Genomic DNA, 26114 nt, shown 5'->3' on the forward strand with positions numbered 1-26114 from the left:
GGTTGTTGGAGTCCGGGGCGGCGATGAGTCCGTCGGAGATCGCCCGGGAGACGGGGCTGGACCGCAAGACGGTCCGCAAGTACCTCGCGGGTCCGGCGACCCCGCCGCGTCGCTCGCCCAGCGGCCAGGTGGTGCCCAGGAACAGCGCCCGCGCCCGCGCTTTCGGCAAGATGCAGGACGTACAGGGGAAGTTGACTGCCGTCGGCGCGGCCGATGACGCCTTTGCTCGCTCGAACCCGGCCGAGGACCCCGCCTGGATGCACTACTACGACGACGCCCAGCACCACGGCGACACGGCGCATGCGCTGTTCGATCTTTCCATCCACGCTGACCAGGACCCACGGCGGGCCGCGCAAGGCTTCGCAACGGCGGTGGCGGGCACGGCGACGACTATGCGCGCTCGCGCGGCATTTCCCGTACAAAGCTGGCGTCGCTGGTCATGGCCAAAGGTGACCCAGTGCAGGCGGCCACCATCGGGCACCAGGCACTCGACGACGTTGGCCGACTCACCTCGCAAAGGGCGGCCGACGACCTTCGGGAACTCCGCCGATTCGCCGGGCAGCACCGCACTCTGGAAGAGGCCGTGCACCTGCGTCAGCGGATCACCGCTACCTTGCAGGCATGACGATCTCGGCCGTCCCTGAGGCCTGCGCCCTCGCAGGCTTCGACCCAGCATGCGCTGAGCCCGTTCGGATCGCCGAGAACGAGATATGGCGTCTTCCCGGCGAGGTGATCGTCCGCATAGCGCGCGGCGGCCAGTGAAAGGCGGCTGTGCGTGAGGTCCGCGTGGCCCGTTGGCTCGCCGAGAACGAAGTGCCGGCCGTCCGCACGTTGCCGGTCGAGCAGCCGGTCGAGGCTGCGGGCCGCCCGGTGACGTTCTGGGTCGAGCTCTCGCCGCACGGGATCGGCACAGTTCGGGATGTCGTCACACTGCCGAAGATGCTCCACCCGTTGCCCGTGCCGGACTTCTCGCTCGACCGGCTCGACCCGTTCGTACGGGTCTCCGAGCGGATCGACGCGGCAACCTCCCTGTCCGAGGATGACCGCGGGTGGCTGCGTCATCGGCATGCGGAACTCCGCGAGTTGTGGGAGCACGGGCCCGTCGGTCTACCCGAGTGCGTCGTGCACGGTGATGCCTGGGTCGGCAACGTCGCCCGCACGACATCCGGGCCGCTGCTGATGGACTTCGAACGGGTCTCCGTCGGCCCGCCGGAGTGGGATCTCGTTTCCACAGCGCTCAAGCTGACGACGACTGGTGCGGTCTCCGAGGACGAGTACGCCGAGTTTTGCGAGGCGCACGGAACGGATGTCATTGAGTGGGAGGGGTACGAACTCCTCGCTGGGGCCCGCGAGTTGCGCATGACGACCTACGCGGCCCAGCACGCGGCGAGGCGCCCCAAGTGGCGGGCGGAGGCTCAATACCGCGTCGACTGCCTACGCGGGCGTGCAGAACCTCGCCCCTGGCACTGGAAAGGGATCATGTAGTGGACAGACTGGCGCGACGCCCCGACCTGCTGTTCTGCTATGACACGCTGCAGTTCGACGCTGTCATCGAGGCTCTCCTGGGGCGGATACCTGAACGCATCCCGGCGTCCGCACCTGGCTACCGTGCGGCCGCACTCGCAGCGCGTGTCTCTCCGGGCCTCATCCGCGCCTCCGGCAGCTCGGCGGTCGGCATGCTGCTCACCGACCTCAGCTATCAGGAGTGGGAGATCCTCGATGCGTTTGAGTATGTCCGCCACGACCTGCGGGAGGTCACGTTCTCCATGGGCAAGTCGGGATGGGCGTAGGTCTGGCCAGGCGACGACGTCCAGGAAGACGACTGGGACGCCGAGGGGTTCCAGGCCCGGCATCTCGCGGAGTACGCGGCACGCTGTGCGCGAATCGGTCCGCGCCTCGCCGCAGGAGCCCAAACGGCATCCGAGGGCCCCCGGATGCCGCGTCAGGCCTACGCCGCAGCGGGGTTGTGCACGGGAATCCTGGCGAACGGCTCGTTCCCCACCTCGGGCCATGGCCGTCTTCCCCTGAGTCTCCGCAGAGGCCACCTTGCTGCTCCGGAGAACGTGCCGGAATACCGGCCCTGTGGTGATGCCCTGGTCGGCCATGTAGTCGAGCCAGCGGGTGAGCCGCGGGACGAGCTGGATGTCCGGCCGGTCCAGGAGCACGAGGTTCTGCTCCTCGTCGTGCGTCTTGTCTTCGGGGAGCCAGACCAGGAGGCCGCCGTTGATGGAGGTCAGGTCCTCGATCTCGAGGTTGGCGTCTTCGACGCTTCGGCCCAGGAAGCGGTACCCGAAGGCGAGCATCGCCGAGTCGCGTTAGCCGATCGGCCGGCTGTCGGCCTCCGCCTTCTCCATCATCGGGATCAGGTAGGGCAGCGTGATCGGGAATGCCCGCCGAGTGCGCAGCGCGTGCTTGTTGTTCTTCCGGTAGTTCTCCAAAAGCCGCAGGTAGAGGCTGTTATCGGGCTTCTTCCCTGGGGGCATGGCGGTCTTGATCAGCGACATGTACGTCATCTGGTCGACCACCACTCGGAAGGTGGGGCGTCCGTCCGCTGGTCGTCGTGATCTCCCTGAGCCAGGTGCAACAGCCGGATCGGGTGCATTGCCTTCGCAGGAAGGTGGCCTGGGCGGGGCAGCTCGCTGCGCAGGTCGTCCGGGACCCGCTCACTTCACACCGCAGACCCGGTGAGAAATTGCGGATGAACCGGGAACGGACAGCGAGCAGGGGCCGGGCGGTGCAAGGATGCGGTGCGGCAGCCTCGTGGCGCACCTGGGGATACCGCTCGCTGATGTTCGATGTCGGCGGCCAGGCGGAATTCCCCACGGACGGCCAGTTGCGATGTAACGGTCCGTGACGAACATCGGGGCCGAGGCGCCCGCCGGCCGTCTAGTTCGGTCTGTACTGAGGTGGTCGCTCAATGGGCAGCCGCATGAGGTGTGCCTGGCGGTCGGGTCTACGTGTCTCGTTCTGCGGTGAGGCGCTGAAGTAGGTCGAGCAGGGTTGCGCGGTCCGCGTCGGGCAAGGCGGAGAAGCAGGCGGCGAGCACCTCGTCAGCAACCTTGTGGCCGGCTGCCAGGACCTGCTCACCGACGGGCGTGAGATGGTGCTCGATGCGCCGGCCGCGTCCCGGTCGGCGCTCCGCGAGGTCCTGGGCCGTGAGGCGGCCGACGAGCGTTCCGAAGGCTTGCTCGGTCTGAAACGTCGCTGCGGCCAACTCGCGGGCCGATGCCCCGGGTGAGCGGCTGATCGCACGCAGGGCGTCCCACTGGGCCAGCGTCGTGCCGATGGCCGAGAGCGCGCTGTCGAGCGCCCGGTGCTGTCGATACTGGGCTTGTTTGACCGCTCTGCCGAGTTCTTGCAGCTCACCATGCATGGAGCGAGTCTACGTCATAACCAAGCTAGCTTATATAAAGATGTTTAGTTATGCTGGAGGGCATGCTCACAGACGCATCAGCCGTGTACGCCGACCTGTCCCTCACTCTGTCCGAGGCCGGAGCCGGCAGGCCGGTCCTCATCCTTCACGGCGGCGGAGGCCCCGCCACAGTCGCCGGCCTCGCCCAGCACCTCTCCCGCGTCGCACACGCCATCACGCCCGTGCACCCCGGCTGGGACGGCACCCAGCGCCCCGCGTGGCTCACCGGCATCGACGACCTTGCCCTCGCCTACCTGCACCACCTGTGCGACCGTCGGCTGCGCGATGTTCTCGTCATCGGCTCCTCGCTCGGGGGCTGGACAGCCGCCGAGATGGCCGTACGCGACAGCGCAGGAATCATCACCGGCCTTGTCCTGATCGATGCCGTCGGCGTGCAAGTCGAGACGGAACCGATCACTGACTTCTTCGCCCTTGACGCCCGCGGCGTCGCAGAGCACTCCTGGCACGACTCAGACCGGTACTACCTCGACCCAGCCGACGTCCCAGCCGAAGAACTCGCGCGCAGACAAACCAACATGGCCACCATGCGCATCCTCGCCGGCGACCCCTACATGCACGACCCCAAGCTGCTGCGCCGGCTCGGACGCATCCAGGCACCCGCCCTCCTGCTCTGGGGCGAGAGCGACCGCATCGTCACCCCCGCCTATGGCGCGGCGTACGCCGACGCATTCGGCAACGGCCGACTCGAGGTCATCCCCAAGGCCGGCCACCTTCCGCAGATCGAACAACCGGAAGCCACCTTCTCCCTGATCGACGCCCACCTGCGCCAGACTGCCGTTGTGGACGGGTACGCCGGGTCAACGCCCTGACCTCTGACGGGCCGGTCTGCGGCGGTTGCTACTCCAGCCCTGCCCGCCTGTGCGGTGTCTGCGGGCAGATCGTTCCCATCGTGGCGCGGGCCGACGGCTCCAGGCCGGACACCTGCGACCGGTGCTACAAGCGACACGAAAAGACCTGCGCCATCTGCGACAGGGTCCGCCCAGGCCACCACGTCAACGGCGGCCTGGGACCGTTCCACTGCGACACGTGCCGCCCTCGCGAAGAGTGCGCATGTGCCCTGTGCGGGCACGTCGCGAAGATCAAGGTCTTCTGGCCGCGAGGGCCGGTGTGCAACTCCTGCTACAGAACAGCCCTGTCGACCCCTGCACCGTGCGCCTCGTGCAACCGGCAGCGCATCCTGATCGGTCAGACGGCCGAGGGAACCCTCCTGTGCAAGGCGTGCTCGTTCCCCGACGAACCGGTCGAGCGGTGTTCGGCCTGCGATGAGCCGGCGGACCTCTACTCCGGCCGCCGCTGTCCCCGCTGCACCCTGGCCGCCCGCGTGACCGATCTGCTCTCCGCGGACGGCGCAAGCCTGGCCCAGCTACTCCACCCCCTCGCCGCGGTACTGACCGGAGCGGATAACCCCTACCGCGTCCTGCAGTGGCTGCGCCGAAGCCCTGCCGCCCATCTGCTGGGCCGCTTGGCACTCGATCCCGAAGCGCTGAACCACAAATCCCTCGACACGCTGCCGCAGCGGGCTGCCGCCGCCTAGGTGTGTGGGCTACTCGTCACCGCCGGCATCCTGCCGCCACGCGATGAGAATCTCGCCCTCCTCACCAACTGGGTCGCACGGACCGTGGCCGAACTGCCAACGCGGCACGCCAACCTCATCCGTCCGTTCGCCGAGTGGCACATCATCCGCGACGCCCGCCGACGCTCATCCCGCGGCCGTTACACCTACGCCGCACACAAGGGTGACTGCGGCAACGTCCTCGCCGCCATCAACTTCCTGAACTGGTTCGGCACCCAGCACCTGAGTCTCTCCCAGCTCCAGCAGCGGCATCTGGACACCTGGGCGATCGAGCGGCCAACCCTGCGCTCCCGTTCCATCCCCTTCCTCCGCTGGAGCACTGCACGACGCCTCTGCCCGCCCGATCTGGTCATCGAGCGCTCAGCCGCCCAACTCCCGGGCCACTTCCAGGCAGAGTAGGAGCACCGAAAAGAGCTGCTGCGCTGCTTGAACGACACGGCGTTGCCCCTGGATGTCCGCGTCGCGGCTGCTCTCGTCCGCCTCTACGCCCTCCCCCTGACCCGCATCGTCGAACTCACCGAAGACCACATTCGCCGCGATCAGGGGCATACCTACCTGACGGTCAATAACCACCCCTTCGTGCTCCCGCCGAAGCTCGCCCGTCTCATCGACGATCAGCTGCAGTACAGCCCCCGGCACAGCAACGCGGCCGGGTGCAGATACCTCTTGCCCGGTCACAGCCCTGGACGCCCGCGCAACCCCCTCGGCCTCGCCGACGCCTTGAGACACCACGGTCTGCCCGCCCGCGTTGCACGGAACACCGCCCTGATGGACGCCCTAGTAGACCTGCCGCCCATGGTCGTCGCCGCCCTGCTCGGTATCCACCCCAAGACAGCCGAACGCTGGGCCACCTTCGTCGGCGGGAACTGGTCCGAATAGTTGGCAGCGCGACGGGCCGACCCGTAGGGCTAGGCAGTTGAGCAGGGCAGTGTTCCGAGTCTGCGCTATTGGGGGAGGGTGACCAGGATGCGGCTGTGGACACCGTCGGCGTCGACGTGGTCGTGGGCCTTGGCGATGTCGTCCAGCGGGTGACGGTCGCCGACGGCGACGGTGAGGGCGCCGACGGCGGCGGCGGAGGTGAGGTCGCGGGCGGCTTGGCGTTTGGCCTCGGCGGGGAAGTCGTCGCTGCCGAGCAGCCGCAGGGTGACGTTGTTGAACAGCAGCGGCCAGAAGGGGATTTCGGTGCGGTCCGAGCGGGTGGCGTAGGCGGCGATGACGGCGTTGTTGGCGGCGACGGCGTTGTCGAGATCGGCGTTGTCGGACAGCGCGACCTCGATGATCCGGTCGACGCCCCGCGGCGCGTGCGAGCGAATGGCCGCGGCGGGGTCGCCGGTGTCCAGGGCGACGGCGTGGGCGACGGCCGGGTCGACGCGGTCGAGGTCCGCGGTGCGGCGGACGGTGGCGATCACGGTGGCGCCGGCCCAGTGGGCGAGCTGGGCGGCCAGGGAGCCGACGCCGCCGAGAACTCCGTGGACCAGGACCAGTCGGCCGTCGACCGGGACGTCGGCGAAGACGGCGCGGTGGGCGGTGATGCCGGGGATGCCGAGGCTCGCGCCCAGCTCGTCACTGAGGTGGTCGGGCAGGGGTGCGGCCTGTCGCGCTCACTGGCTTGGCGGGCGCTCTGGGCGGTGGCCTACTCGGCGTTGCTGGCACTCTCATAACCACAAGAGGAACCCGTAAGGCTGCTCGTGAGGCTGCGTGAACCGAGCATGAGAAGTGGCTTCGGGATCGTCGAGTCGATGTATTTAAAGAGGTGAGCCGTCATGCGCAACAGTTGGCGACCTCAATGGAAGTCGGTGAGCCCTTCGCTTCTCTTGCTAACTGGCTCTAACAAAAGCGGGTTGATCATGTGACTGTCCGCTTGATCGCTCGTTGATGTGGGCATGGGGAAGCGTCAGTCGCGGCCGTGGATCGTGTCGGACGAACTGTGGTCGCTCATTGAACCGTTGCTGCCCAAGCCGCCGCCGAAGCAGGTCGAGGGACGGCCACGTGTGCCCGACCGGCAGGCCCTGTGCGGCATCTTGTTCGTACTGCACACCGGGATCCAGTGGGAGTACCTGCCCCAGGAGCTGGGCTTCGGCTCGGGCATGACGTGCTGGCGCCGTCTTGCGGCCTGGAACGAGGCCGGCGTGTGGGGCCGGTTGCACCAGCTGCTGCTGAACAAGCTGCGCTCGAAGAACCAGCTGGGCTGGTCGCGGGCGGTGATCGACTCCTCCCACGTCCGGGCCGCACGCCGGGGCCCAAAAGCGGACCCAGCCCGGTCGACCGCGCACGCCCGGGCAGCAAGCACCACATCATCACCGACGGCCAAGGGATCCCGCTCGCGGTGTCGCTGACCGGCGGAAACCGCAACGACGTCACCCAACTGCTGCCGCTGTTGGACAAGATCCCGGCAGTGGCCGGAGTCGTCGGCCGGCCGCGCAGGCGGCCCGACATGCTCTTCGCCGACCGCGGCTACGACCACGACAAGTACCGCCGGCTCCTGCGCGAGCGCGGCATCCGGCCCGCGATCGCCGAACGCGGCCAGCCTCACGGCACCGGCCTGGGCACGTTCCGGTGGGTTGTCGAGCGGACCATCTCCTGGCTGCACGGCTTCCGCCGCCTGCGGATCCGATGGGAACGACGCGACGACATCCACGAAGCCGTCCTCGGACTCGCCGTCTGCCTCATCACCCACCGCCACGTCCAGAGGCTTTGTTAGGGCCAGTGAGAGCGGCAGGTAGGGACGGACGCCGCGAGGATCCGGTCGAGGTGCGTTGCTCTGGAAGTTGGCCACCATCCCGTGCAGGCCACAGACCCCGCTGATGGTTGCGAAGTCAGGGAGGTGACCACGCCGTGCGTGCTCTTCAGCGGTGTGGGTCGTTGGACGGATCATGCAGACCAAATGGGTGACGCGGCCAGTCAGCGGCCTCAGTTGTCGTCAGAGCCGTGAGCCAGGGGGCAGCTATCGCGCATTCTCGTCCGTCCCCATGAGACTGGCTCCCCTGGTGGGGAGTGGTGAGTCGTGACGTCGGGTGTGATCGACGCGCGAGCTATCGATCTGCCTGCGGTGAAGTGCCAAGTTGATGCGGTTCTTGAGAACTTCTTGGCCGAGAAGGCTCGTGCGGGGGCTGGCCGGGGGCATCCGCCGGAGGTGGTGCAGACCGTACGCGACTTCCTGACAGCTGGCGGGAAACGGATCCGGGCGCTTTTGTGCGTAGTGGGCTGGCATGCCGCCGGTGGCCGTGGTGATGCGGCGTCGGCGGTGCGGGTGGCGGCGTCGCTGGAGTTGTTCGTGGCCTTCGCGCTCATCCACGACGACATCATGGACGACTCGGTCAGTCGCCGCGGTCGGCCCGCGGTCCATCGTGTGATGCGTGCCCGGCTGGGAGCTGGCGAGCGGGCCGAGCGGCTGGGTGCGGGCGGCGCGTTGCTGGTGGGCAACCTGGCCCTGATGTGGGCGCAGGAGCTGCTGCACACTGCCCCGATCGAGTCCGGCCGGCAGCGGCTGGTCCATGGGCTGTATGACGCGATGCTGGAAGAGGTGATGTACGGGCAGTACCTGGACGTCATGGGCACGGGCCGTGGCGCCGATGACGTCGAGGCGGCCTTGCGGATCATCCGGTACAAGACCGCCACGGCAACCATCGAGCGGCCGCTGCAATTGGGGGCTGCGGTCGCCGGGGCCGATGGGGCCACGATGGAGGTTTTCACCGGGCTGGGCTTGCCGCTGGGGGAGGCGTTCCAGCTGCGGGATGACCTGCTGGACGTATTCGGCAGCCCGGACGGCGCGTGCGCTCCGGGCCTGAGCGACCTGCGGGAGGGCAAGCGGACCGTTCTGCTGGCCCTGGGCCTGCAGAAGGCTGACTTGGTCCAGCGGGAGCGGCTTGGCCGGCTGGTGGGCCGGGCCGCCCTGGAGGAGCGCGAAGCCGAGGAGATCCGGGGCATCCTGCTCGCGACAGGGGCACGCAAGGAGACCGAGCGGATGATTACTTCCCGCTACGACCACGTCTTGCGCGTCCTGGACGGGGCCGGCTTCCCGCCGTCTGCGGATCGTGCTCTGCGTGGGCTGGCGGTCAAGGCCACCCAGTACACGTCCTGACCCCTGCGGCCGCGACCCTAGGGCACCAAACGTCAACCGTGGCGCGTCTACAGCGGTGTCACCGGACCCCCGAGCAGGAAGAACTCGTGATGACCGAGCAGGTTCCCGATCGTGTCGCCGGATATGAGCGCCGGTTCAACACGCTCTTCGAGGAGTACTTCCACGCGTTGAGCGCCGGGCTGGATGCGCCGTCGTTCAGCCGTTTCACTCCGGAGTGCCTGCGGTTGCTGCGGGAGTTGTCCTTGCGGGGCGGGAAGCGGATGCGGGTCGTTTTGCTGCATGAGGCGGCGCGTCTGGTGACGGACGAGCCGGTCGAGGGGCTGGAGGCTGCGGCGCTGAGTATCGAGCTGCTGCAGACCCACGGCCTGGTGCACGACGATCTCATCGACGACAGCCCCACCCGCCGCGGCGGCCCGTCCACCTACTACGCCTACCGTGAGCGGTTTCCCGGCCATCCGCAGGCGGCCCTTGGTCTGACCGTGCTCGCGGGGGACCTCGCCCTCGCCCTGTCGCTGCAGGTGCTGCTGGAGGCGAAAGTGCCTGTGGCGGTGCGGCAGGCCATGGTCGAGGTGCAGACGCGGGCGGCGGCCGACACGTTCGTGGGCCAGATCGTCGACCTGGAACGCGACTTCGCCGCCGCGCCGGGAGAGGAGGTCCTGCACTGCGTGGCCGACTACAAGTCCGCCCGCTACTCGGTTCTCGCGCCAATGCAACTTGGGCTCCTGGCCGCAGGCGAGAAGCCGGCGCTCTTCGGGAAGGAGCTGCGGGAGTATGCGCGGCTGGTGGGGATCGGCGGGCAGATGCGCGACGACTACCTGGATCTGTTCGGGGACGCGTCCGTCATGGGCAAGCCGACCGGCACCGACATCCGCGACGGCAAACACAGCTACACGGTCAGCGCCTTGCTGGCGGCCGTCGACGACGCCGAGCGTCGCGTGGTGGAGGCCGCGCTCGGCGACGCGTCCTGTCCGGCGGAGACCATCGCCGCCGTCCGGGAGATCGGGGAGCACTGTGGTGTGCCGGACAGGATGGAGGCGGACATGCACCGCTGCGCGGCGCAGGCCACCGAGGTGGCCGCCGGCTGGCGGTCACGGTGGCGGGAAGAGGCGGTCACCTTCTTCGAGCAGGTGCCGCTGTGGAGCGTCAACCGCACCTGGTGACCGGCCCGTTCGGGCGCCTACGGGGTGCTGACCTGGGATGGTGGGGCCGCGCGTCAGCTCCGTTCGGATGCTCCGCACGCTGCCTTGACCAGGACGAGATCGGCGGGGCTGGGAGCCAGGAATGGGTTCATGCCCATCACCTCATGAGGTCGAAGACGGGTGAGCTGACGGCCGCGCCGATGAGGAACCCGACGCTGACCTGGCCGGCGGTGTGGCAACGCAGCCGGATGCGGGAGCAGCCGATCAGCACCACCAAGGGAGCCAGTACGAGCAGCCAGGGGCCGAAGACCATTGCGAGAATGGTGAAGGCGCCGGAGGCGACGGCGGAGTGCACCGACACCTTCCAGAAGAAGGTGATCACCAGGAGGGCGAGCAGAACGGCGACCATCGCCGTCACCAGGGCCGTCACCTCGACGGGAGCATCGAACCTGTGCAGCAGTGCGGTGCCGGTGATGACCGAGGCCATCACCCCTGGGGCCGCCACAATGCGGTCTTGCCGCCGCCGCACATGCCGGTCTCCCCAGTACTGGCGGTGCTCGCCGAACCGAAGAATCAACGTGGGCAGCACCGCCGTGAACACCGCCGCGACCATGCCCCAGCCGATGCCGGCCCAGCCGTCGGTGTGCCAGCCCAGCAGCGGGGCCAGGAGCAACATCCAGTTCCGGGGCTCGCCGCCGTCGCTAAGCAGCCACGCCCAGCGCGCCTCCGTTCGAGGCACCACGACCTGCACCGCCAGGCGCCCCTGGCCGGGCGGCGCGGCTGATGCGACCGGTGAAGCAGCCGAAGCCGCAGCCTCGTCGTCCGGCACCCTGAAAGCCCCCGTCCCTCACACGATCACGCTCTCGCCGTGCGCGGCGTTCACCGTCCAAACGACACTCGCACCGGGCCGGTCACGACACCGGTACAGCGTGCTCGACACCCGTCGACGCTGCCTTGGCCCCCGCGCGCGGGAGGCGGTCCGGGCGGCGAAGGCGGTAATGCCCAGCGCCGCCAGGCCCACCGCCCAGCAGCAGGCAACTGGCTGGCATCACCTGCAGAGCGACGCGTCACCACCCAACGGGATTCGCAGCTTCTCGACCTGGGGCTTGCCTCTCACTCAACGTCCGATGAGAAAGCTCAACCTTCACTGCGCAAGGTCACAGACCTCGACTGTCCCGTGTCATCGATGTTTGATCGTGTGTCATCGATGTTTGAGCGGCTTCGATGACGCGCCGTCACTGAAGCAGTCCCCTACCTGCAGGCCGTCGACGAAGCGCTCACCGGGCGGGGCATCCCGCCGGGCACCGTCCGCGCGGACTGCACCCATCCCCAGCGCGGGCGCACGATGTACCTCGTACTCGTGTGGGACATCAGCCGCACCGCCGGAGTGGGCGGTCTACGGTTCAACTGGGAGGAAGAGACCGGCTGGGCCTATGCCCTGCGCCGGACGACGTTGCCCAGGTGGCTGAGGACTACGTGTGCACCTGGCGTACGCCCACCGGCGAGTACGGTGCGGAGTGGGACGGGGCACCACACGTGCGGGACACGATCGAACGGTTCCGCGCCACCCTCAACGAACCCGGTGGTGTCTGGACGGGCACGGGTGAATGAGTCCAAGAGGGGCAGCAGCACGGCGGTACTGCGCCGCGGCCGCGACGCGATCCGGGCATCGTCGGCGTGACGACGATGAGATGGATGTTGGCCAGGCGGCTGGCAAGACCGGCCTGCGCAAGGCCGATTGCGCAGGCGAGCGCATCCAGCCTTGCGCATTGGGCAAGCCTCCGAACCCCTTACCGGCCCCGCTACCGTCATCCCTACCAACTCCCCTACCGGCAGCCGCTGTAGGCTATGCAAGGTTCCCCTGGTCAGACCCCGTAGAAAGGCCCGACCGCACACCCCGACAACCCTCTTTCTCTCTCTGTCGCCCCACTTGAATGTCTGTGGAAGGTGGTAGATGTGGGGCGGACGTCGAGATCATCGGGTGAGGGTCTGCGCGGCTTCTGGCGGGCCCCGCGTCGCCGGGCCCGCAGCGGCGCGGCCAGGGGGCCGCGCCGGGAGCAAGGAGGGATGGACGGTGGGGCGGCTCGAAGATCTACCCGTACGGATCCACGGGTGCGGTGCGCGCGCACGTTCTGGCTGCGCTGGGTGTGCTCAAGGTCGCCAGCCCCGACCAGATCCACCGGCTGACGTGTCCCGGGCAGCGACGCCTTCCGCCTCGCCCAGACCGGGCCAGGGCTGAGCAGGCGCACAACGGCTGACCGCAGCAGTCTGAACCGCCCGAAGGCTGATCATTGTCGCCGAGGAGTGATGATCAGTATGTTCGTCTCACCGAAGGTTGGGACTGCGGGGCCTCAGGGGGTTTGATGCTGGACTCGCTGGTGACAACGGCCGCTGGTGCGCTTTCCGCCACAGCGGGTGTGCTGGTCGGCGGTATCGTCACGCGCCGGGCTCAAGATCGTCAGTGGACCCGTGATCAGCAACTTGCCGCCTACCAGGAGCTGTTCAGTCACTACGCCAAGTTCACGATGGAACTCAGGCGAGCGCATGGTGACCGACGCGGGTGGGATTACGACTGGGGCGAGTGGAGCGCGGCCTTGATACGCGTAAGCCTGGTCGCTCCCACGGAAGTTGCGACGGAAGTCGACAATTTCGGCCGTGCTATCAACTCCTTCCTGGACCAGGTGGAGCGAGGCGAACGCACCCCACTGCGTGACCCGCTGAGTCCGGAGGAGTTCGAACAGGCCAGACAAGCATCCGCCCAAGCGCAGGTGAAGCTGGTCAACGTCATACGACGTTCACTGAGCAAGCATCACAAGGGGCTGCCCTTTGGGATCGGCGGGTAAGGCAACGACCCCAGCATGCCGGGGTGCTTGTTGATGTGCGGAATTCCTGTTGGCCGCTGCCAGGTGCTGCCAAAACTCACCAACATTTCTAACCCCACTGATGGCGAAGTGGTGTCGAGACTCACCGACATGCGCTGTCATCCGACATCGACAAAGCCGGAGCCCCGCACAAACCGTGCCAGACAGAGGAGCCCGACAACCGCCATCACCGCGAACGCCAGCCACCTGACCTCGGCGGAAGCCCGCATACGCACCTCCAGCGGCTGTCCCGGCATGCTCCTGTCGCCATGATGACCAGGCCCCGCGCGACAAGGGCAGGGCGCGTGGAGGGCGCAGAACGGCACTACGCCCTCCGAGTCGCGCCTCTGGCCTTGTCGCCTAGCAGCTCCGCATCACACGGGGCGGAACGGTCAGTCGTACCCCTCGGCCACCGGAACGGCGTGCTCGGCCTCGTCCAGCCAGCCGATCAGGGAGGTACGGGCCCGGGCGACCCGGGAGCGCACCGTGCCGATCGGGCAGTCGCTGACGAGGGCCGCCTCCGCGTAGGGAAGTCCCAGCATCTGGGTGAGCACGAACGCCTCGCGGCGGTCGTCGGGGAGCGTGTTCAGCAACTCCGCGAGCGCGACGCCGTCGTCGAAGCCGGGCAGGCCGCGCGGCCGGGTACGTTCGACGAACGACTCCCACTCGCCCGTGTCCGACAGGCGGGGGCGGGAGGAGTTGTGGCGGATGCTGTCGATGACCGCGCGGCGGGCGATGGAGAACAGCCAGGTGCGGGCCGAGGAGCGGCCTTCGAACCGGTGCAGGCTGCCCAGGGCGCGCAGGAAGGTCTCCTGGGTCAGGTCGTCGGCGCTCTCGGGGTCGGCACCGAGGTACGTCACGTAGTGGCGGACGTCTCGGTGCAAGGCGCGGACGAAGTGGTCGATGGCGTCGGGATCACCGCTGCGCGCGGCAAGCGCCCACGCCGTGATCGGGTCTTGTCTCGGGTTCGTCGTCGTCTGTTCACGCGAGGGAGGCAGGGCAGGAGTGATCACCTGGTGTCTGTCCTTCTCTGTGCCAAGGATCCGGTTTCCGGGCAGGCAGGCGCATCAGGGCAGCAGGCAGCCCGGCACCGGTGAGGGGGTGTCGGCCGGGCGCGGGCGCACGGCCGGCCCGAGGCGGGCAACCGACAGCTCGATGACTGCGGACGGGCGACTGCCTGGACGAGCGAGGACCTGCCGGATATGGGCACCGCGGCAGCACCGTTCCTCTGCTGCGCCGGCAGTGGGGCCTTGTGGTGCGGGGTGGTATAGGCGGCCGTCCTGTACCACCCCTTCGTGCGCCGCTACCGCCGGGCGGCCCGTGCGCGGGTGACGGCGAGGCCGCCCGCGAGGAGGCCGAGGACACCGACGACGAGACCCGCGATGCCCAGGCCGCGGGCGGTGTTGTCGCTTGCCTTGGCCGACGACGAGACCGCGCTGACGTTGGCGGCGTCGGAGCCGGCCGCGGTCAGTTTCAGCACGGGTGCGAGGTTCTCGGGTTCGGCCTGGCCGGGCTGTTGCTGCTCGATCCAACGGACGATCTTGCCGTCGGAGTAGCTCTGCAGGGCCTTGAAGACCAGTTGCGCGGCGCCGGTCGGGAGCTGGCCGAAGGCCACGGTGAAGTCCTGGTACTGGCCCGGCGCGATCCTGCCGCCGGTCCAGACGATTTCGGAGACGGCGGTGGTGATGTCGCCGTCGTCGGTCTTGATGGGGGTGCGGAGTCTGGCGGTCTTCGTCTGGGCTGTCCAGCCGGTGACGGGCTGGACGAGGACGGAGGGGATCGGGTGGTCGGTGGGGAAGACGACGTCGAGCTTGACCGTGCCCGCGGTGTCCTCCTCGTTGGGAACGCGGAAGGTGATCGTGCCGTCCGTGGCGCCCTGCGGGTAGCTGTCGGGATGGACGGTGACGTGGGCGAACGCTGCGCCGGCGCTGCCGATCAGGCCGGCTGCGGTGAGCGCGGTGACCGTCAGGGCACGGCGGACCGCACGGGAGGACACGGTGGGTGTCGCGTACATGAGGGACTCCATCGGGGGACGTGGGAGGCCATCGCGGCTGCGGTGTGCGGCGGCGACGCGGATGGCAGGGCGCGTGCAGCCATGCGGGTGCGGTTTCGGGGCGCGGGGGTGGCAGGCCCCCGGTCCGCGGGAGGCCCGCGGCGGCTCACCGTGTGCCGCAGCAGCAGTCGCCGCGTCGACTTCTCGTGCCCTTCGCGGCGCCGGCGGCACGCCTGCGGCGGCTGTCCCTCCGGTGCTGTGGCCTCCGGCCACCGGAGCCTGGGCCTCGGGAGCAACGTGGCAGCTTGTCGCAGAAGCGACCACACGGCCGCCTCACCGCACCGTAGCCACCAGGCGGCCACCATGGCTGCCGCGAGATGAGCAGCGAACATCCGCGTGACGTCCCGGTGGTCCGTCATCACGGCCATAGACGTTCGTGGAGTCGACGCGTCGAAGTACAGGTGGAGTCCGAGCTGCGTCACGGCCATGGCGCCGCAGATCTCAGGCAGCGAGCGTTCCCTGCCGCACAGCGGCACGGTCAGAGCGAGCACCACGGCGAAGCCGGCCCCCACCGACCAGCCGGCAGGCGGCGGATGTCCCGCCATGCGGTGGCCGGCGGCCGCCAGTGTCACGCACAGCGCCGCGAAGACGGCGGCCCGCAGAAAGCTCACGCTACTGCCCTCCCGCGGCGACCCGTACGGTCCGGGTCTCCGTCACCTCGTCGACGGCCGACGTCCGTACCGTGACGGAGAGCTGCCACGCCCCCTGCATGGGGATCTGGAACCCCTTCGCCACCCATCGGCTTCCGGACTTCACGAGGGCGGCTTTGAGCGGGCCGATGCCTCTGCTCGGCAGCGTGAGCGCGACATCCAGTTCGGGAACGCGCTCGGGTGTGCGGCGGGGGCCCAGAACGACGGCCCGCAGGGTGTTGCCGCCCGGCCGGCCCGGCGTCAGGGTGAGGTCGACGGTGCCTCGGCCGGCGCCCCCCAACTGGCCGGTGTCGAAGGGCACGGCGAGGCTCGTCGTCCGTGCCGTCGACCTCGGCGCTGCCTCGGTGTGGGCCTCGGCGCGCGGGGGCTGGGTGTTGGTGAGGACGGTGGTCACCGCCAGCACCAGGATCCCGACGGCCGCTTCCATCGCTGCCGTTCGCCGCAGGGCCCGCCGGTAGACGTCGCCGTCGTACGGCACTTCGCCATACGGCACTTCGTCGTCGCCGCCCGTTCGCGGGGGCGGTTCGCCGTGGGCCTCCCGCAGCGAACCGCCCGCGTGCCCGACCGCCCCGACCGGTACCGGCACAGGCACGCAGGTACGCTGCGTCGTCGATCGCGCCCGGTGTCGCAGTTGGGCCGCCCATCGGCGCGAGTAGAAGGCGGCCGTCAGCATCACCAAGACGCCGTAGACCTTGAGCAGCAGCCACCTCCCATAGGCCGTCGCCACCAGCGCGTCCCAGGAGCCGGTCTGACGCCACGTCTGGTAGACCCCGGTGAGTACCAGGACCGCGACGGAGGCCAGGGCGACCGCGGAGAAACGGCTCACGGCCCGGGTGTCGGCCCGTTCCTCGGCTGGGGCGCGCCACAGCATGGTCACCAGCGCCGACAGGCCGCCCAGCCAGCAGGCCATGGCCACCAGATGCAGGATGTCGAACGGGATGGCGGCCGCCACCTGGATGCCGACCGAGGCGTGCTCGGCCAGGGACCAGGTCGAGGCCAGGCCCACTGCCAGCACCACCGTGGCGCCCGACAGACCTGCTTCTCCCCTACGGATCCCACGCCCCGCCCGTCCCGCGGAACCCGGGCCGCAGCCTCGGGTCAGCAGCCGGAGCAGCGGATACGCCGCCGCCAAGAGCAACAGCCGTATCAGCAGGGCGATTCCCGCGGTGGTCCCGAGCGTGCCGCGGAGCACGGAGACGCTCAGCGCACGGCCGGGGCCCTGCTCCGACGCGTACGGGCCGCGGAGCGTCAGCAGAGCGACCGTGGCGAGGGCCATGGACCACCACCCGACCCGCAACAGGGGCAGCAAGGACCTGCGGGCGGCGGCGCCGGGCCGGCACAGCAGCACGAAGGCACTCACCCCGACGAGCACCGCGTAGCCCGTGTAGTCGAGGTACCGGCCGCACCCGTACAGGATGCCGGCCGCGCTCGCGTTGGGTGAGGCTGCGGTGGGAGCGGCGGCATGACGGGAGGCGCTGCCGACCGAGAAGACGAACGCTCCGGCGACGGGGTGGGTGTCAGCAGAGATCACGTGCCACGCCACTGTGTAGGTGCCGTGCGGCAGGGCGCCCGTCAGCAGCACGCCCACCTCGGCCGCGTTGCCTCCCACGCGCAGCGGACGACCGTCGTCCACCCGCTCGCCGGCCGGGCCGAAGACCCGCACCGAGTCGTCGAGAAGCCCGACGCCTTCACCGAAGTCGAGGACGACCTGCCGCGGCGCGCTCGCCACCACCGCGTTCGCAGCCGGGTTCGTGGCCATGAGGGCGGCGTGAGCCGAGGCTCTGCCAGCAGTGACCAGCGCCAGTCCGAGCGCCGCGACGCAGAACGCCAGCGCCGCGACCAGCGCTCTCAGGCCCTGCTTCGCCCTGTGCGGCGAACGCGTCGTCATGCCCAGGAACGATGACCATGGGGCTTTGCGATCGCATCGCCGTACCGTTGGCCCGCCGTAAAGTCGCCCTCATTCCGGGCTGTGCGTCAGGGTGAGCGATGGGGAGATCCTGTGCGCGGGACCACTCACTACGGACCGGCAAGGCTCGCCCGGCGGGTCGTCAGCGTGCCGCAGCCACGCCCCGGGTTCGGTGCGGGCGGCGCGGCACCACCGCCACAGCCAGGGCCGGGACGGCGGCGAGGACGAGCCAGACAACGGCGGCCGGGAGACGGAGGTCGAGCAGGGAGCCGGTGGCCACGCTGCCGATGAGGACGATCAGGCCGGAGATGGAGGACAGCGCGCCGATGGAGAGGCCGATCCGGCCGTCCTCCGCGAGGTCGGGCACCCATGCACGGGCCGCTGGGACGACCAGCATCTGCCCCACTGAAGGTCACCGTCGACAACGTGGTGACCACGGATCTGCAGGAGAACCTTCGCGGCATCGAGCGGCAGATCGAGCAGGTCCGCCAGGCCGCCGCCCCCGACGAACCTTCGGACGACGACGAGAGGGGCGAGGCCCTGGCGGTCACGTGGCTGGTGCCGGCGCGCCACTATCGGTAGGTCATGCTGCGAGCGTCTCACCGATGCGGCCCGGTCCAGCAGAACCGCTCCAGGCACCGAGCCGCCGAAGGCGCGAAGGAAGCGTGCAAGTCAGGCGGTCCGTGCAGCACCCTGCGGCCACACCACATCGACGGGGAGGCCAGCGTCGCGCGCCTCCAGGACGGTGTCCGCGGTGCCTCCCACGCCTGACGGCGGTTCGCCGTTCCACACGGCGACCGGGAGGCTTGAACGAGCCGAACCTGGTGCTCGCGCAGCAGCGGCAGCACGTACTGAGCGGTGTGGGCGCGGGTGGCCGGCCACTGGCTCCCGGTGAGCTGGTGCAACACCGTGGTGCGGGCCGGATCGACTCCGTGGGCAGCCGGGTCCTCCAGCATCTTCACCAAGTACGCGGTCGAGTCGACGGCGCAAAGGCACGCGACCCGCCAGGGCGTGCCCACTCCCATCGCCTAAACACTGCGGGTATACAGGCCGCGTATACATGGTGTGTATAGTGCTGGGTATGTCCATCGGTAATACCCTTCTGGGGCTCCTGGAGTCCGGTCCGCGCCATGGCTACGACCTGAAGCGGGCCTTCGACGAGAAGTTCGGTCATGACCGGCCGCTGCACTACGGCCAGGTCTACGCGACGATGTCCCGGCTGCTGAAGAACGGCCTCGTCGAAGTCGACGGCGTCGAGGCGGGCAGTGGGCCCGAGCGCAGGCGGTACGCGATCACGGACGCCGGGATCAGCGACGTCGAGCGCTGGCTCGCGACGCCGGAGAAGCCCGAGCCGTACCTGCAGTCGTTGCTGTACAGCAAGGTCGTCCTCGCGCTGCTGACCCGTCGCAACGCCGCCGACATCCTCGACACGCAGCGCTCCGAGCACCTGCGCAGCATGCGGATCCTGACCGACCGCAAGCGCAAGGGCGATTTCGCGGACCAGCTGATCTGCGACCACGCCCTGTTCCACCTCGAAGCGGACCTGCGCTGGCTGGAGCTGACCGCCGCGCGTCTGGACAAGCTCGCCGGGGCGGTGACCGCGTGACCCGTGTTGATCCTCCCGGTTCCCTGCTCGCCGCCCAGGACCTGCGCAAGGCGTACGGGCCGACCACCGCGCTCGACGGCGCCGACTTCTCCATCCACCCCGGCGAGGTCGTCGCCGTGATGGGCCCCTCCGGCTCGGGCAAGTCGACGCTGCTGCACTGCCTCGCCGGGATCGTGCCGCCCGACTCCGGGTCCATCACCTACAACGGGCGTGAGCTGGCCACCATGAACGACGCCCAGCGCAGCGCGCTCAGGCGCTGCGAGTTCGGCTTCGTCTTCCAGTTCGGTCAGCTGGTGCCCGAGCTGACCTGTGTGGAGAACGTGGCGTTGCCGCTGCGGCTGAACGGCACTTCCCGCAAGGAGGCCGAGAAGGCGGCCCTGACCTGGATGGAGCGGCTGGAGGTCGACGACCTGCGCAAGAAGCGGCCCGGCGAGGTCTCCGGCGGTCAGGGGCAGCGGGTGGCCGTGGCCCGGGCGCTGGTCACGAGCCCCCGGGTGCTGTTCGCCGACGAGCCGACCGGCGCACTCGACTCCCTCAACGGCGAGCGTGTGATGGGGCTGCTCACCGAGGCGGCTCGCTCCACCAACGCCGCCGTCGTGCTCGTCACGCACGAGGCACGGGTCGCCGCCTACTCCGACCGCGAGGTCGTCGTACGGGACGGCAAGTCCCGGGACATGGAGCGGGTCATATGAAGACGCGCCAGTGGTCCAGGGACCTGAGTATGGGGGTCAGATTCGCTGTCGCCGGCGGGCGGGAGGGGTGGGCGCGGATGCTGCTCACCGCCGTCGGCGTGGGGCTCGGTGTGGCACTGCTGCTGCTCGCCACCGCGGTGCCGAACGCGCTGGCCGTCCGGCACGACCGGGAGGAGGCGCGTAGCGACCTCACGTACGCGTTCAGCGAGTCGCCGATGCGGAAGGCGGACAACACACTGCTGGTCCGCAACGCCGGGACGGTTTTCCGTGACAAGGAGGTGCGGGGGCGGGCGTTGCAGCCCGAGGGGCCCAAGGCGCCCCTGCCGCCGGGGGTCTCGAGGTTTCCGGGGGCGGGCGAGATGGTGGTCTCCCCCGCGCTGAAGCGGCTGTTGGAGTCTGGCGAGGGGAAGATGCTGCGGGAGCGGCTGCCGGGGCGGATCGTCGGCACGATCGCCGAGCCCGGGCTGATCGGTGCCCAGGAGCTCGCCTTCTACCGCGGCGCCGACGATCTCGTGTTCAAGCAGTACAGCGGCGGGGTCGAACGCATCGACCGATTCGGCGCAGGCTTCAAGACCCCGGAGCGGAAGGACCCCGTCCTCGTCCTGCTCTCCCTCGTCGTGTTCCTGGTGCTGCTGTTGCCGGTCGGCGTCTTCATCGCCGCGGCCGTGCGGTTCGGCGGCGAGCGCCGCGACCGGCGACTCGCGGCCTTGCGGCTGGTGGGTTCGGACAGCCGGATGACCCGGCGGATCGCCGCCGGCGAGGCCTTCGCCGGCTCCGTGGCCGGCCTGGCCTTCGGCGCGGTCTTCTTCCTGCTCGTCCGGGAGTTCTCCGGGTCCGTGGACCTGTTCGACGTGAGCGTGTTCCCCAGCTATCTGGTCCCCTCCCTCCTGCTCGCCCTGCTGGTCGTGGTCGCGGTCCCGGCGGCCGCCGTGCTGGTCACCCTGTTCGCGCTGCGGGGCGTGGTGATCGAGCCGCTCGGCGTGGTGCGCGCCGCGAAGCCCCCGCGGCGCCGGCTGTGGTGGCGGATACTGCTGCCCGTGGGCGGGCTCGGCATGCTCTACCCGATGATCGGCAAGGACCGGTACAGCAAAGACTTCAACCAGTACCAGGTCACCGGCGGCGTCCTGCTGCTGCTCGTCGGGGTGACCGCGCTGCTGCCGTGGGCCGTGGAGACGGTCGTCGCCCGGCTCGGCTCCGGCGCAGTCGCCTGGCAACTGGCCATCCGCCGGCTTCAGTTGAGCAGCGGAACGGCCGCCCGCACGGTCAACGGCATCGCGGTCGCCGTGGCGGGCGCCATCGCCCTGCAGATGCTGTTCACCGGGGTGCAGGGCCAGTACACCAAGCACACCGCCAACGACCTCACCCGGGCCCAGATGCACGTGGACCTAGGAGACCAGGTCCCGCTCGCCCGGGCGGCGGCCGACTTCAAGGCGACCAAGGGTGTCGCGAAGGTCTACGCCTTCGACGAGGGCTCCGTCGGCGAACGGCGCGAGGCCGCCGACGACCAGGACTACGCCCAGGTCGCCATCGCCGACTGTGCGTCCCTGCGCGCGGTGGCTTCCCTCCCCTCCTGCAAGGACGGTGACTCCTTCGTCGTCCAGGGTGGCGCATACGGGGAGGCGACGCCCGGCATGTCCAAGCCCGGCAGCACGCTCTGGTTCGACTCCCGCGACGAATCCGGTGCTGCGCGGACGCGGACGCCCTGGACCGTGCCGGCGGACGTGAAACAGGCGAGGTCGATCACGGACCCGGCAGGGAACAAGCGTGGCGGCCTGCTGCTGACGCCGGGCGCGCTGCCCTCAGGCGCCGTACATGGTCTTCGCGGCCAGATCTACCTCGCGCTCGACCAGGGGCTGGCAGACGCGCCCGACCATGCGCGGAACACGGCCCACCGTCTCGGCCTACCCGCCGACCCGGTGATGCTGGTGTCCAGCAAGAGCGACGACACCTACGCCTCCATCCGCACCTTCCTGTTCGTCGGCGCCACCTGCGTACTGGCGCTGATCGGCGCGAGTCTGCTGGTGTCGCAGCTGGAGCAGCTGCGCGAGCGCCGCAAGCTGCTGTCGTCGCTGATCGCCTTCGGCACCCGGCGCCGCACACTGACCCTGTCCGTGCTGTGGCAGACCGCGATCCCGATCGGGCTCGGCCTGGCGCTGGCCACGGCGGTCGGGCTGACGCTGGGCGCGGTACTGCTGAAGATGACGCACAAGGCGGTGGACGTCGACTGGGCGAGCGTACTGTCCATGACCGGTATCGGCGCCGCCGTCACCGTGCTGGTGACCGTGCTCAGCCTGCCACCACTGCTCCGGCTGATGCGCCCGGACGGCCTGCGCACCGAGTGAGCCATACGGCCCGAAGGCCCCTCTCCACCAGAACCGCCGGCCAGTGTGCTGGATCGTTCAGGCGGAGGGGGGCCTCGGGTTGCTCGTCGTACGGGCCTCGACCCGGAATCTTGGACACGGGCTGTGCGGCTTGGGCCAGGGTGGTTGATGTTGTGTCGACTGCTGTCTCGTCAGCAATGGGACTGCGTTGTCCGGGGGGGTGCCTCTATGTCCTTCGTCAAGGCACCCCTGTCGGGTTTGGGGTGATTCGGTCTTGCTGGGGTCATGCGGCGAGCTCGACGTCCGCGGGCGTGCGGGATTCGTAGAAGGTGCCGTCTCGGAGCATGGCGAACAGGACGCTGATGCGTTGGCGGGCGAGGCGGAGGAGGGCCTGGGTGTGGGTTTTGCCGCGGGCGCGTTGCTTGTCGTAGTAGGCGCGGGAGGCGGGATCGGCGTTCATGCAGGCGAAGGCGGAAAGGAACATGGCGCGTTTGAGCTGGCGGTTGCCGCCTCGGGGCGCGTGTTCGCCGTGGATCGAGGTCCCCGACGACTTCGTGGTCGGGGCGAGTCCGGCGTAGGAGGCCAGGTGGGCGGCGTTCGGGAAGCTGGTGCCGTCGCCGACGGTGACCAGCAGGACGGCGGCGGTCCTGACGCCGACGCCGGGCATCGACGTCAGGACCGGGGAAAGAGGGTGGGCCTCCAGCAGGGCGTTGATCTGGGCTTCCAGGGCCCGGCGCTGTTCGTGGACAGCGGCGAGCGAGCGGGCCAGGGAGGGCACGACGATGTCGAGGGTGCCGGTCCCCGGGACCACGACGGTCTGCTCGTCCAGCGCCTCGAAGACATCGTCGATCAGCCGCTGGGCCATGCGCGGGGCCTTGGGCCGGATGAGCTCGACGAGCCTGCGGCGGCCGGCTTTGCGCAGTGCGGCGGGGGAGCCGTAGCGCTCCACCAGCCAGGTGACGGCCTGGTGGTCGAGGCGGGGGCCCAGAACCCGCTCCAGCGACGGGTGGAACTGGGTGAGCAGGCCGCGTATCCGGTTGGAGGTGCGGGTGGCCTCGGCCGCGAGGTCCTGGTCGAAGCCGACGAGGACCGTGAGTTCGGCGGTGATCTCGTCGGTGAGTTCCAGCGAGCGCAGGGTGTGCGGCATGGTGCGGGCCGCGTCCGCGATGACCGCAGCGTCCTTCGCATCGGTCTTGGCCTCGCCCGGATACAGGTCGGCGATCCGCCGCATCGCGAGTCCGGGCAGGTAGGCGACCTTGCAGCCGGTGTCCCGGGCGACCGCGAGCGGGAGGGCTCCGATGGAGGCGGGCTGGTCCACGATCACCAGCACGGTGCCGAACTTCGCGGCCAGTGTGTCGAACACGGCCCGCAGTTTCGGCTCGCTGTTGGGCAGCTGCTTGTCGAAGACCTTCTTGCCGGCCGGAGTCAGCCCGTGCCCGTGATGAGAGCTCTTGCCGACGTCCAGGCCGAGGAACACGCCCACGTCTTCGGTGTCGAACATCGCGCCCTTCCAGGGGAGTTGATCGTGCCGGCCTCGGCAGTGGTGTCGTACGCGCGCATCCACGTTATGCAGACCTGCCGCCCGCGAGCTGTCCGGCGTTGCGCCGGACCGGGTGGTGGCCGGACCTCTGATCAGCGTCTCCGACGGCACCTCCCGGGCCCGGTGACACCACCCCCCAGGTCATCCGTTCGACAGGGGGACACAGTCATGCCGGGCCCGGAGGCCAGCGGCCCTCTTGCAGGACCGCGGAAAACATAACGGGGGGGCAACCCCCGCTACCGCAGGTCAAGGTCGCCCTCAACGAGCTCGCCGGCCCCGCCACCCTTCATGTCTTCGGGTGGCGGGGGCGTTGACCGGAGCCCCCACCTCCGGTCAACGCCGCCCCACCAGTCCTTCACTTGAGCACAACACGCCGACAGCGGGCACCCGAGGAGGCGTAGCGCTCACATCGGACACTCCACTGAGTGGACGGTTCGTGAGTCTATGAGTGGTTCTGGTGTCACCTGATGGTGTGGGCGAAGCCGGAACGTGCCGGTCCGATGCCGGTGGCCTGCTGGGATCGGTGGGGTGAGTGAACGCAAGCCGTACCAGAGCGACTTGACGGACGAGCAATGGGCGTTGATCGAGCCGGTGCTCACGGCCTGGAAGAACCGGCACCGTTCCGTCAGCGGCCACGAGGGCCGCTACTCGATGCGGGAGATCGTGAACTCGATCCTCTACCAGTCCCGGACCGGCTGTCAGTGGGCTCTCCTGCCGAACGACCTGCCGCCGAAGAGCGCGACGTACTACTACTTCGCCGCCTGGCGGGACGACGGCACCGACCGGCAGATCCATGAACTCCTGCGCTGCCAAGTGCGGGAGAGGAACCGGCGATTAGAGGACCCGACCCTGGTGATCCTGGACACCCAGAGTGTCCGGGCGGCCACCGGGGTCCCTGCGGCCACGACGGGCAAAGACGCCGCGAAACGGGTACCGGGCCGCAAGCGGGGACTGGCCGTGGACGTCCTCGGCCTGGTCATCGCCGTCACCGTGCCGGCCGCGAGCGTCCACGACAACGCCGCCGGCATCACTCTGCCCGACCAGGTCGCCGTCGCGGCCGGCGGCTCGGTCAGCAAAGCCCTGGTCGACCAGGGCTTCAAGAACCAGGTCGTCACGCACGGGGCCGCCCTGGGTATCGACGTCGAGATCGTCCAGCGGAACCCTGAGGAGCAGGGATTCGTTCCGCAGCCGAAACGGTGGCGGGTGGAGCAGACGTTCGGGATCTTGATACTGCACCGGCGGCTGGTCCGCGACTACGAACACCGCCCGGCCTCCTCCGCCTCACGCGTCTACTGGGCCATGACCCACGTCATGGCCCGTCGGCTCACCGACACGAACACGCTCACCTGGCGCGATCCGCGGATGGCCGGCGCGTGAACCTGAACCCTCTCCTCCAGGCACTCGACCTTCAGGAAGACGCCGCCCGGGCCCTGGCCGACGATCTCCGCACCCAGATCGACGCCCTGCAGACCCAACTCCGTGAGGCCGAACTACGTCTGGAACACCTCGCCATCACCCGCACGACCATCATCGGCCTCGCCGACCGAATCCCGGCCCAGACGGTCGCCCCAGCAGGAAGTCTGGAGCTGCCCGAGCACCCGGACTACCCCCGCATCCTCGCCGTCTTCAACGACACCACCGGTCCGCTGAGGGCCCGAGACATCTGTCAGGCCCTCGACTTCGAGCTGCTGCCGAAACACGTCGAACGCACCCGCGCCAAGATGAAACGCCTGGTCACACTGGGAATCCTCACCGAGGCCGAGCCCGGCACCTTCAGCAAGAAGCCGTAACCAAGTCCGGAACGGACATCAACTCACGAACCGCCCGCTCACTCCGGCCTGGGCGTCCGGCTTTCGCGTGTTGCGCGCCCTCGGCCCATGGCGGCACGGCCGGACCGGACACGGCACCATGCGCCGGGCGGCACCGCGGGCGTGGGCCTTGTGGGAAGCTAACGGCAGGTCGCCCTCGTTCTGTGGGCTGAATGCCACCGGTGACGGGCCGAGTTGGTCGGGGAACGACAGGGCCCCCACGCCACCGCCGAGTGGTTGACACACCACGACACGCAGGCGTGCTCGACCGTGACCGGACAGCCTGGAGCGTGGCAAAGAGCCCCGTCCAGGTCGTCGGGGATTCTCTGCGCCGGTTCGGCGTGAACAGGGTCGACCTGCTGTACCAGCACCGCGTCGACCCCGACGTGCCGATTCGAAGGGGCCCCGGGCGGCGGAGGAGCTCATCGGAGCGGGCAAGGTCAAGCACTTC

General features: G+C 69.3%; 24 protein-coding genes and 4 pseudogenes. 19 read left to right on the forward strand and 9 right to left on the reverse strand.

Going from position 1 to position 26114, the window contains the following annotated elements:
- The first annotated feature begins 23 nt into the window (after positions 1-23).
- From OG870_RS48390 to OG870_RS46950, 3 genes are all read left to right on the forward strand, one after another.
- Complete coding sequence (locus OG870_RS48390) at positions 24-644, forward strand: hypothetical protein (protein ID WP_443063456.1); 621 nt, start codon at positions 24-26, stop codon at positions 642-644.
- 127 nt (positions 645-771) lie between these two features.
- Positions 772-1485, forward strand: coding sequence for a phosphotransferase family protein (locus OG870_RS46945; RefSeq protein WP_266588231.1), 714 nt, complete (start codon positions 772-774; stop codon positions 1483-1485).
- Positions 1485-1790 carry a gamma-glutamylcyclotransferase family protein gene (locus OG870_RS46950; protein ID WP_266588233.1) on the forward strand — a complete coding sequence of 102 codons (306 nt, stop codon included), beginning with the start codon at positions 1485-1487 and terminating at the stop codon, positions 1788-1790. The genes OG870_RS46945 and OG870_RS46950 overlap by 1 nt, the downstream gene beginning before the upstream one ends.
- Positions 1791-2315: 525 nt before the next feature.
- Here OG870_RS46950 and OG870_RS46955 read toward each other — a convergent pair.
- Entirely contained in the window at positions 2316-2525 is a 210-nt protein-coding gene (locus tag OG870_RS46955; RefSeq protein ID WP_266528541.1) for a hypothetical protein, read from the reverse strand.
- A gap of 428 nt (positions 2526-2953) precedes the next feature.
- A complete protein-coding gene (locus OG870_RS46960; RefSeq protein WP_266588235.1) occupies positions 2954-3373 on the reverse strand; it encodes a MarR family winged helix-turn-helix transcriptional regulator in 420 nt (139 codons plus the stop codon).
- Positions 3374-3435: 62 nt separating this feature from the next.
- Here OG870_RS46960 and OG870_RS46965 point away from each other — a divergent pair, with 62 nt between their 5' ends.
- The 4 genes from OG870_RS46965 to OG870_RS46980 all read left to right on the forward strand — a co-directional run bounded on the left by OG870_RS46965 (position 3436) and on the right by OG870_RS46980 (position 5885).
- Positions 3436-4242, forward strand: coding sequence for an alpha/beta fold hydrolase (locus tag OG870_RS46965; protein ID WP_266588237.1), 807 nt, complete (start codon positions 3436-3438; stop codon positions 4240-4242).
- A gap of 80 nt (positions 4243-4322) precedes the next feature.
- The gene (locus OG870_RS46970) at positions 4323-4967 is read left to right on the forward strand and encodes a hypothetical protein (protein ID WP_266588239.1); all 645 of its coding nucleotides are present in this window, start codon (positions 4323-4325) and stop codon (positions 4965-4967) included.
- Positions 4968-5405: a hypothetical protein gene (locus OG870_RS46975; RefSeq protein ID WP_266588241.1), complete on the forward strand. Its 438-nt coding sequence runs from the start codon at positions 4968-4970 to the stop codon at positions 5403-5405.
- A gap of 27 nt (positions 5406-5432) precedes the next feature.
- Entirely contained in the window at positions 5433-5885 is a 453-nt protein-coding gene (locus OG870_RS46980) for a hypothetical protein (protein WP_266588243.1), read from the forward strand.
- 65 nt (positions 5886-5950) lie between these two features.
- Here OG870_RS46980 and OG870_RS46985 read toward each other — a convergent pair.
- Positions 5951-6601: pseudogene (locus OG870_RS46985) on the reverse strand (zinc-binding dehydrogenase); the annotation flags it as partial.
- Positions 6602-6889: 288 nt separating this feature from the next.
- Here OG870_RS46985 and OG870_RS46990 point away from each other — a divergent pair.
- The 3 genes and pseudogenes from OG870_RS46990 to OG870_RS47000 all read left to right on the forward strand — a co-directional run bounded on the left by OG870_RS46990 (position 6890) and on the right by OG870_RS47000 (position 10247).
- Positions 6890-7707: pseudogene (locus OG870_RS46990) on the forward strand (IS5 family transposase).
- Positions 7708-8010: 303 nt separating this feature from the next.
- Positions 8011-9087, forward strand: a complete 1077-nt coding sequence (locus tag OG870_RS46995; protein ID WP_266588250.1) for a polyprenyl synthetase family protein — start codon at positions 8011-8013, stop codon at positions 9085-9087.
- An 89-nt stretch (positions 9088-9176) separates the two neighbouring features.
- Positions 9177-10247, forward strand: a complete 1071-nt coding sequence (locus tag OG870_RS47000; protein WP_266588252.1) for a polyprenyl synthetase family protein — start codon at positions 9177-9179, stop codon at positions 10245-10247.
- Between the two features lie 136 nt (positions 10248-10383).
- On the opposite strand, the gene OG870_RS47005 is transcribed toward OG870_RS47000, so the two are convergent.
- Entirely contained in the window at positions 10384-10968 is a 585-nt protein-coding gene (locus OG870_RS47005) for a hypothetical protein (protein ID WP_266588254.1), read from the reverse strand.
- 549 nt (positions 10969-11517) lie between these two features.
- Between OG870_RS47005 and OG870_RS48395 the strand changes: the two are divergent.
- The 3 genes and pseudogenes from OG870_RS48395 to OG870_RS47015 all read left to right on the forward strand — a co-directional run.
- Positions 11518-11682: pseudogene (locus OG870_RS48395) on the forward strand (hypothetical protein); the annotation flags it as partial.
- Positions 11683-11687: 5 nt separating this feature from the next.
- On the forward strand, positions 11688-11837 hold the full coding sequence (locus OG870_RS47010; RefSeq protein ID WP_266588256.1) for a hypothetical protein: 150 nt from the start codon (positions 11688-11690) through the stop codon (positions 11835-11837).
- Between the two features lie 752 nt (positions 11838-12589).
- On the forward strand, positions 12590-13069 hold the full coding sequence (locus OG870_RS47015; RefSeq protein ID WP_266588258.1) for a hypothetical protein: 480 nt from the start codon (positions 12590-12592) through the stop codon (positions 13067-13069).
- A 410-nt stretch (positions 13070-13479) separates the two neighbouring features.
- Here OG870_RS47015 and OG870_RS47020 read toward each other — a convergent pair whose 3' ends face one another.
- The 4 genes and pseudogenes from OG870_RS47020 to OG870_RS47035 form a co-directional block, all read right to left on the reverse strand.
- Positions 13480-14100 carry a sigma-70 family RNA polymerase sigma factor gene (locus OG870_RS47020; protein WP_266588260.1) on the reverse strand — a complete coding sequence of 207 codons (621 nt, stop codon included), beginning with the start codon at positions 14098-14100 and terminating at the stop codon, positions 13480-13482.
- 290 nt (positions 14101-14390) lie between these two features.
- The gene (locus tag OG870_RS47025) at positions 14391-15101 is read right to left on the reverse strand and encodes a YcnI family copper-binding membrane protein (protein ID WP_266588262.1); all 711 of its coding nucleotides are present in this window, start codon (positions 15099-15101) and stop codon (positions 14391-14393) included.
- A gap of 651 nt (positions 15102-15752) precedes the next feature.
- Entirely contained in the window at positions 15753-17678 is a 1926-nt protein-coding gene (locus OG870_RS47030; protein WP_266588264.1) for a copper resistance CopC/CopD family protein, read from the reverse strand.
- A 160-nt stretch (positions 17679-17838) separates the two neighbouring features.
- A pseudogene (locus tag OG870_RS47035) lies at positions 17839-18105 on the reverse strand (MFS transporter); the annotation flags it as partial.
- A 17-nt stretch (positions 18106-18122) separates the two neighbouring features.
- Between OG870_RS47035 and OG870_RS47040 the strand changes: the two are divergent.
- From OG870_RS47040 to OG870_RS47055, 4 genes are all read left to right on the forward strand, one after another.
- On the forward strand, positions 18123-18278 hold the full coding sequence (locus OG870_RS47040) for a hypothetical protein (protein WP_266588266.1): 156 nt from the start codon (positions 18123-18125) through the stop codon (positions 18276-18278).
- Positions 18279-18777: 499 nt separating this feature from the next.
- On the forward strand, positions 18778-19302 hold the full coding sequence (locus OG870_RS47045; protein WP_266588268.1) for a PadR family transcriptional regulator: 525 nt from the start codon (positions 18778-18780) through the stop codon (positions 19300-19302).
- Positions 19299-19994, forward strand: coding sequence for an ABC transporter ATP-binding protein (locus OG870_RS47050; protein ID WP_266530325.1), 696 nt, complete (start codon positions 19299-19301; stop codon positions 19992-19994). The genes OG870_RS47045 and OG870_RS47050 overlap by 4 nt, the downstream gene beginning before the upstream one ends.
- On the forward strand, positions 19991-22336 hold the full coding sequence (locus OG870_RS47055) for an ABC transporter permease (protein WP_266588270.1): 2346 nt from the start codon (positions 19991-19993) through the stop codon (positions 22334-22336). The genes OG870_RS47050 and OG870_RS47055 overlap by 4 nt, the downstream gene beginning before the upstream one ends.
- Positions 22337-22598: 262 nt before the next feature.
- On the opposite strand, the gene OG870_RS47060 is transcribed toward OG870_RS47055, so the two are convergent.
- Entirely contained in the window at positions 22599-23816 is a 1218-nt protein-coding gene (locus tag OG870_RS47060) for an IS110 family transposase (protein WP_266588272.1), read from the reverse strand.
- A 567-nt stretch (positions 23817-24383) separates the two neighbouring features.
- Here OG870_RS47060 and OG870_RS47065 point away from each other — a divergent pair.
- Together OG870_RS47065 and OG870_RS47070 are read left to right on the forward strand one after the other, a co-directional pair.
- Positions 24384-25232: an IS5 family transposase gene (locus tag OG870_RS47065; RefSeq protein ID WP_266593918.1), complete on the forward strand. Its 849-nt coding sequence runs from the start codon at positions 24384-24386 to the stop codon at positions 25230-25232.
- Positions 25229-25645 carry a hypothetical protein gene (locus OG870_RS47070; protein WP_266530316.1) on the forward strand — a complete coding sequence of 139 codons (417 nt, stop codon included), beginning with the start codon at positions 25229-25231 and terminating at the stop codon, positions 25643-25645. Before OG870_RS47065 ends, OG870_RS47070 begins: the two co-directional genes overlap by 4 nt.
- Positions 25646-26114 lie beyond the last annotated feature (469 nt).

The organism is Streptomyces sp. NBC_00461, from assembly GCF_036013935.1.
GTDB lineage: Bacteria > Actinomycetota > Actinomycetes > Streptomycetales > Streptomycetaceae > Streptomyces.

Coding starts and splice junctions, on each gene's coding strand:
- OG870_RS48390 (WP_443063456.1), top strand. CDS start 24: ATGAGTCCGTCGGAGATCGCCCGGGAGACGGGGCTGGACCGCAAGACG.
- OG870_RS46960 (WP_266588235.1), bottom strand. CDS start 3,373: ATGCATGGTGAGCTGCAAGAACTCGGCAGAGCGGTCAAACAAGCCCAG.
- OG870_RS46965 (WP_266588237.1), top strand. CDS start 3,436: ATGCTCACAGACGCATCAGCCGTGTACGCCGACCTGTCCCTCACTCTG.
- OG870_RS47000 (WP_266588252.1), top strand. CDS start 9,177: ATGACCGAGCAGGTTCCCGATCGTGTCGCCGGATATGAGCGCCGGTTC.
- OG870_RS47015 (WP_266588258.1), top strand. CDS start 12,590: ATGCTGGACTCGCTGGTGACAACGGCCGCTGGTGCGCTTTCCGCCACA.
- OG870_RS47025 (WP_266588262.1), bottom strand. CDS start 15,101: ATGTACGCGACACCCACCGTGTCCTCCCGTGCGGTCCGCCGTGCCCTG.
- OG870_RS47030 (WP_266588264.1), bottom strand. CDS start 17,678: ATGACGACGCGTTCGCCGCACAGGGCGAAGCAGGGCCTGAGAGCGCTG.
- OG870_RS47045 (WP_266588268.1), top strand. CDS start 18,778: ATGTCCATCGGTAATACCCTTCTGGGGCTCCTGGAGTCCGGTCCGCGC.
- OG870_RS47055 (WP_266588270.1), top strand. CDS start 19,991: ATGAAGACGCGCCAGTGGTCCAGGGACCTGAGTATGGGGGTCAGATTC.
- OG870_RS47060 (WP_266588272.1), bottom strand. CDS start 23,816: ATGTTCGACACCGAAGACGTGGGCGTGTTCCTCGGCCTGGACGTCGGC.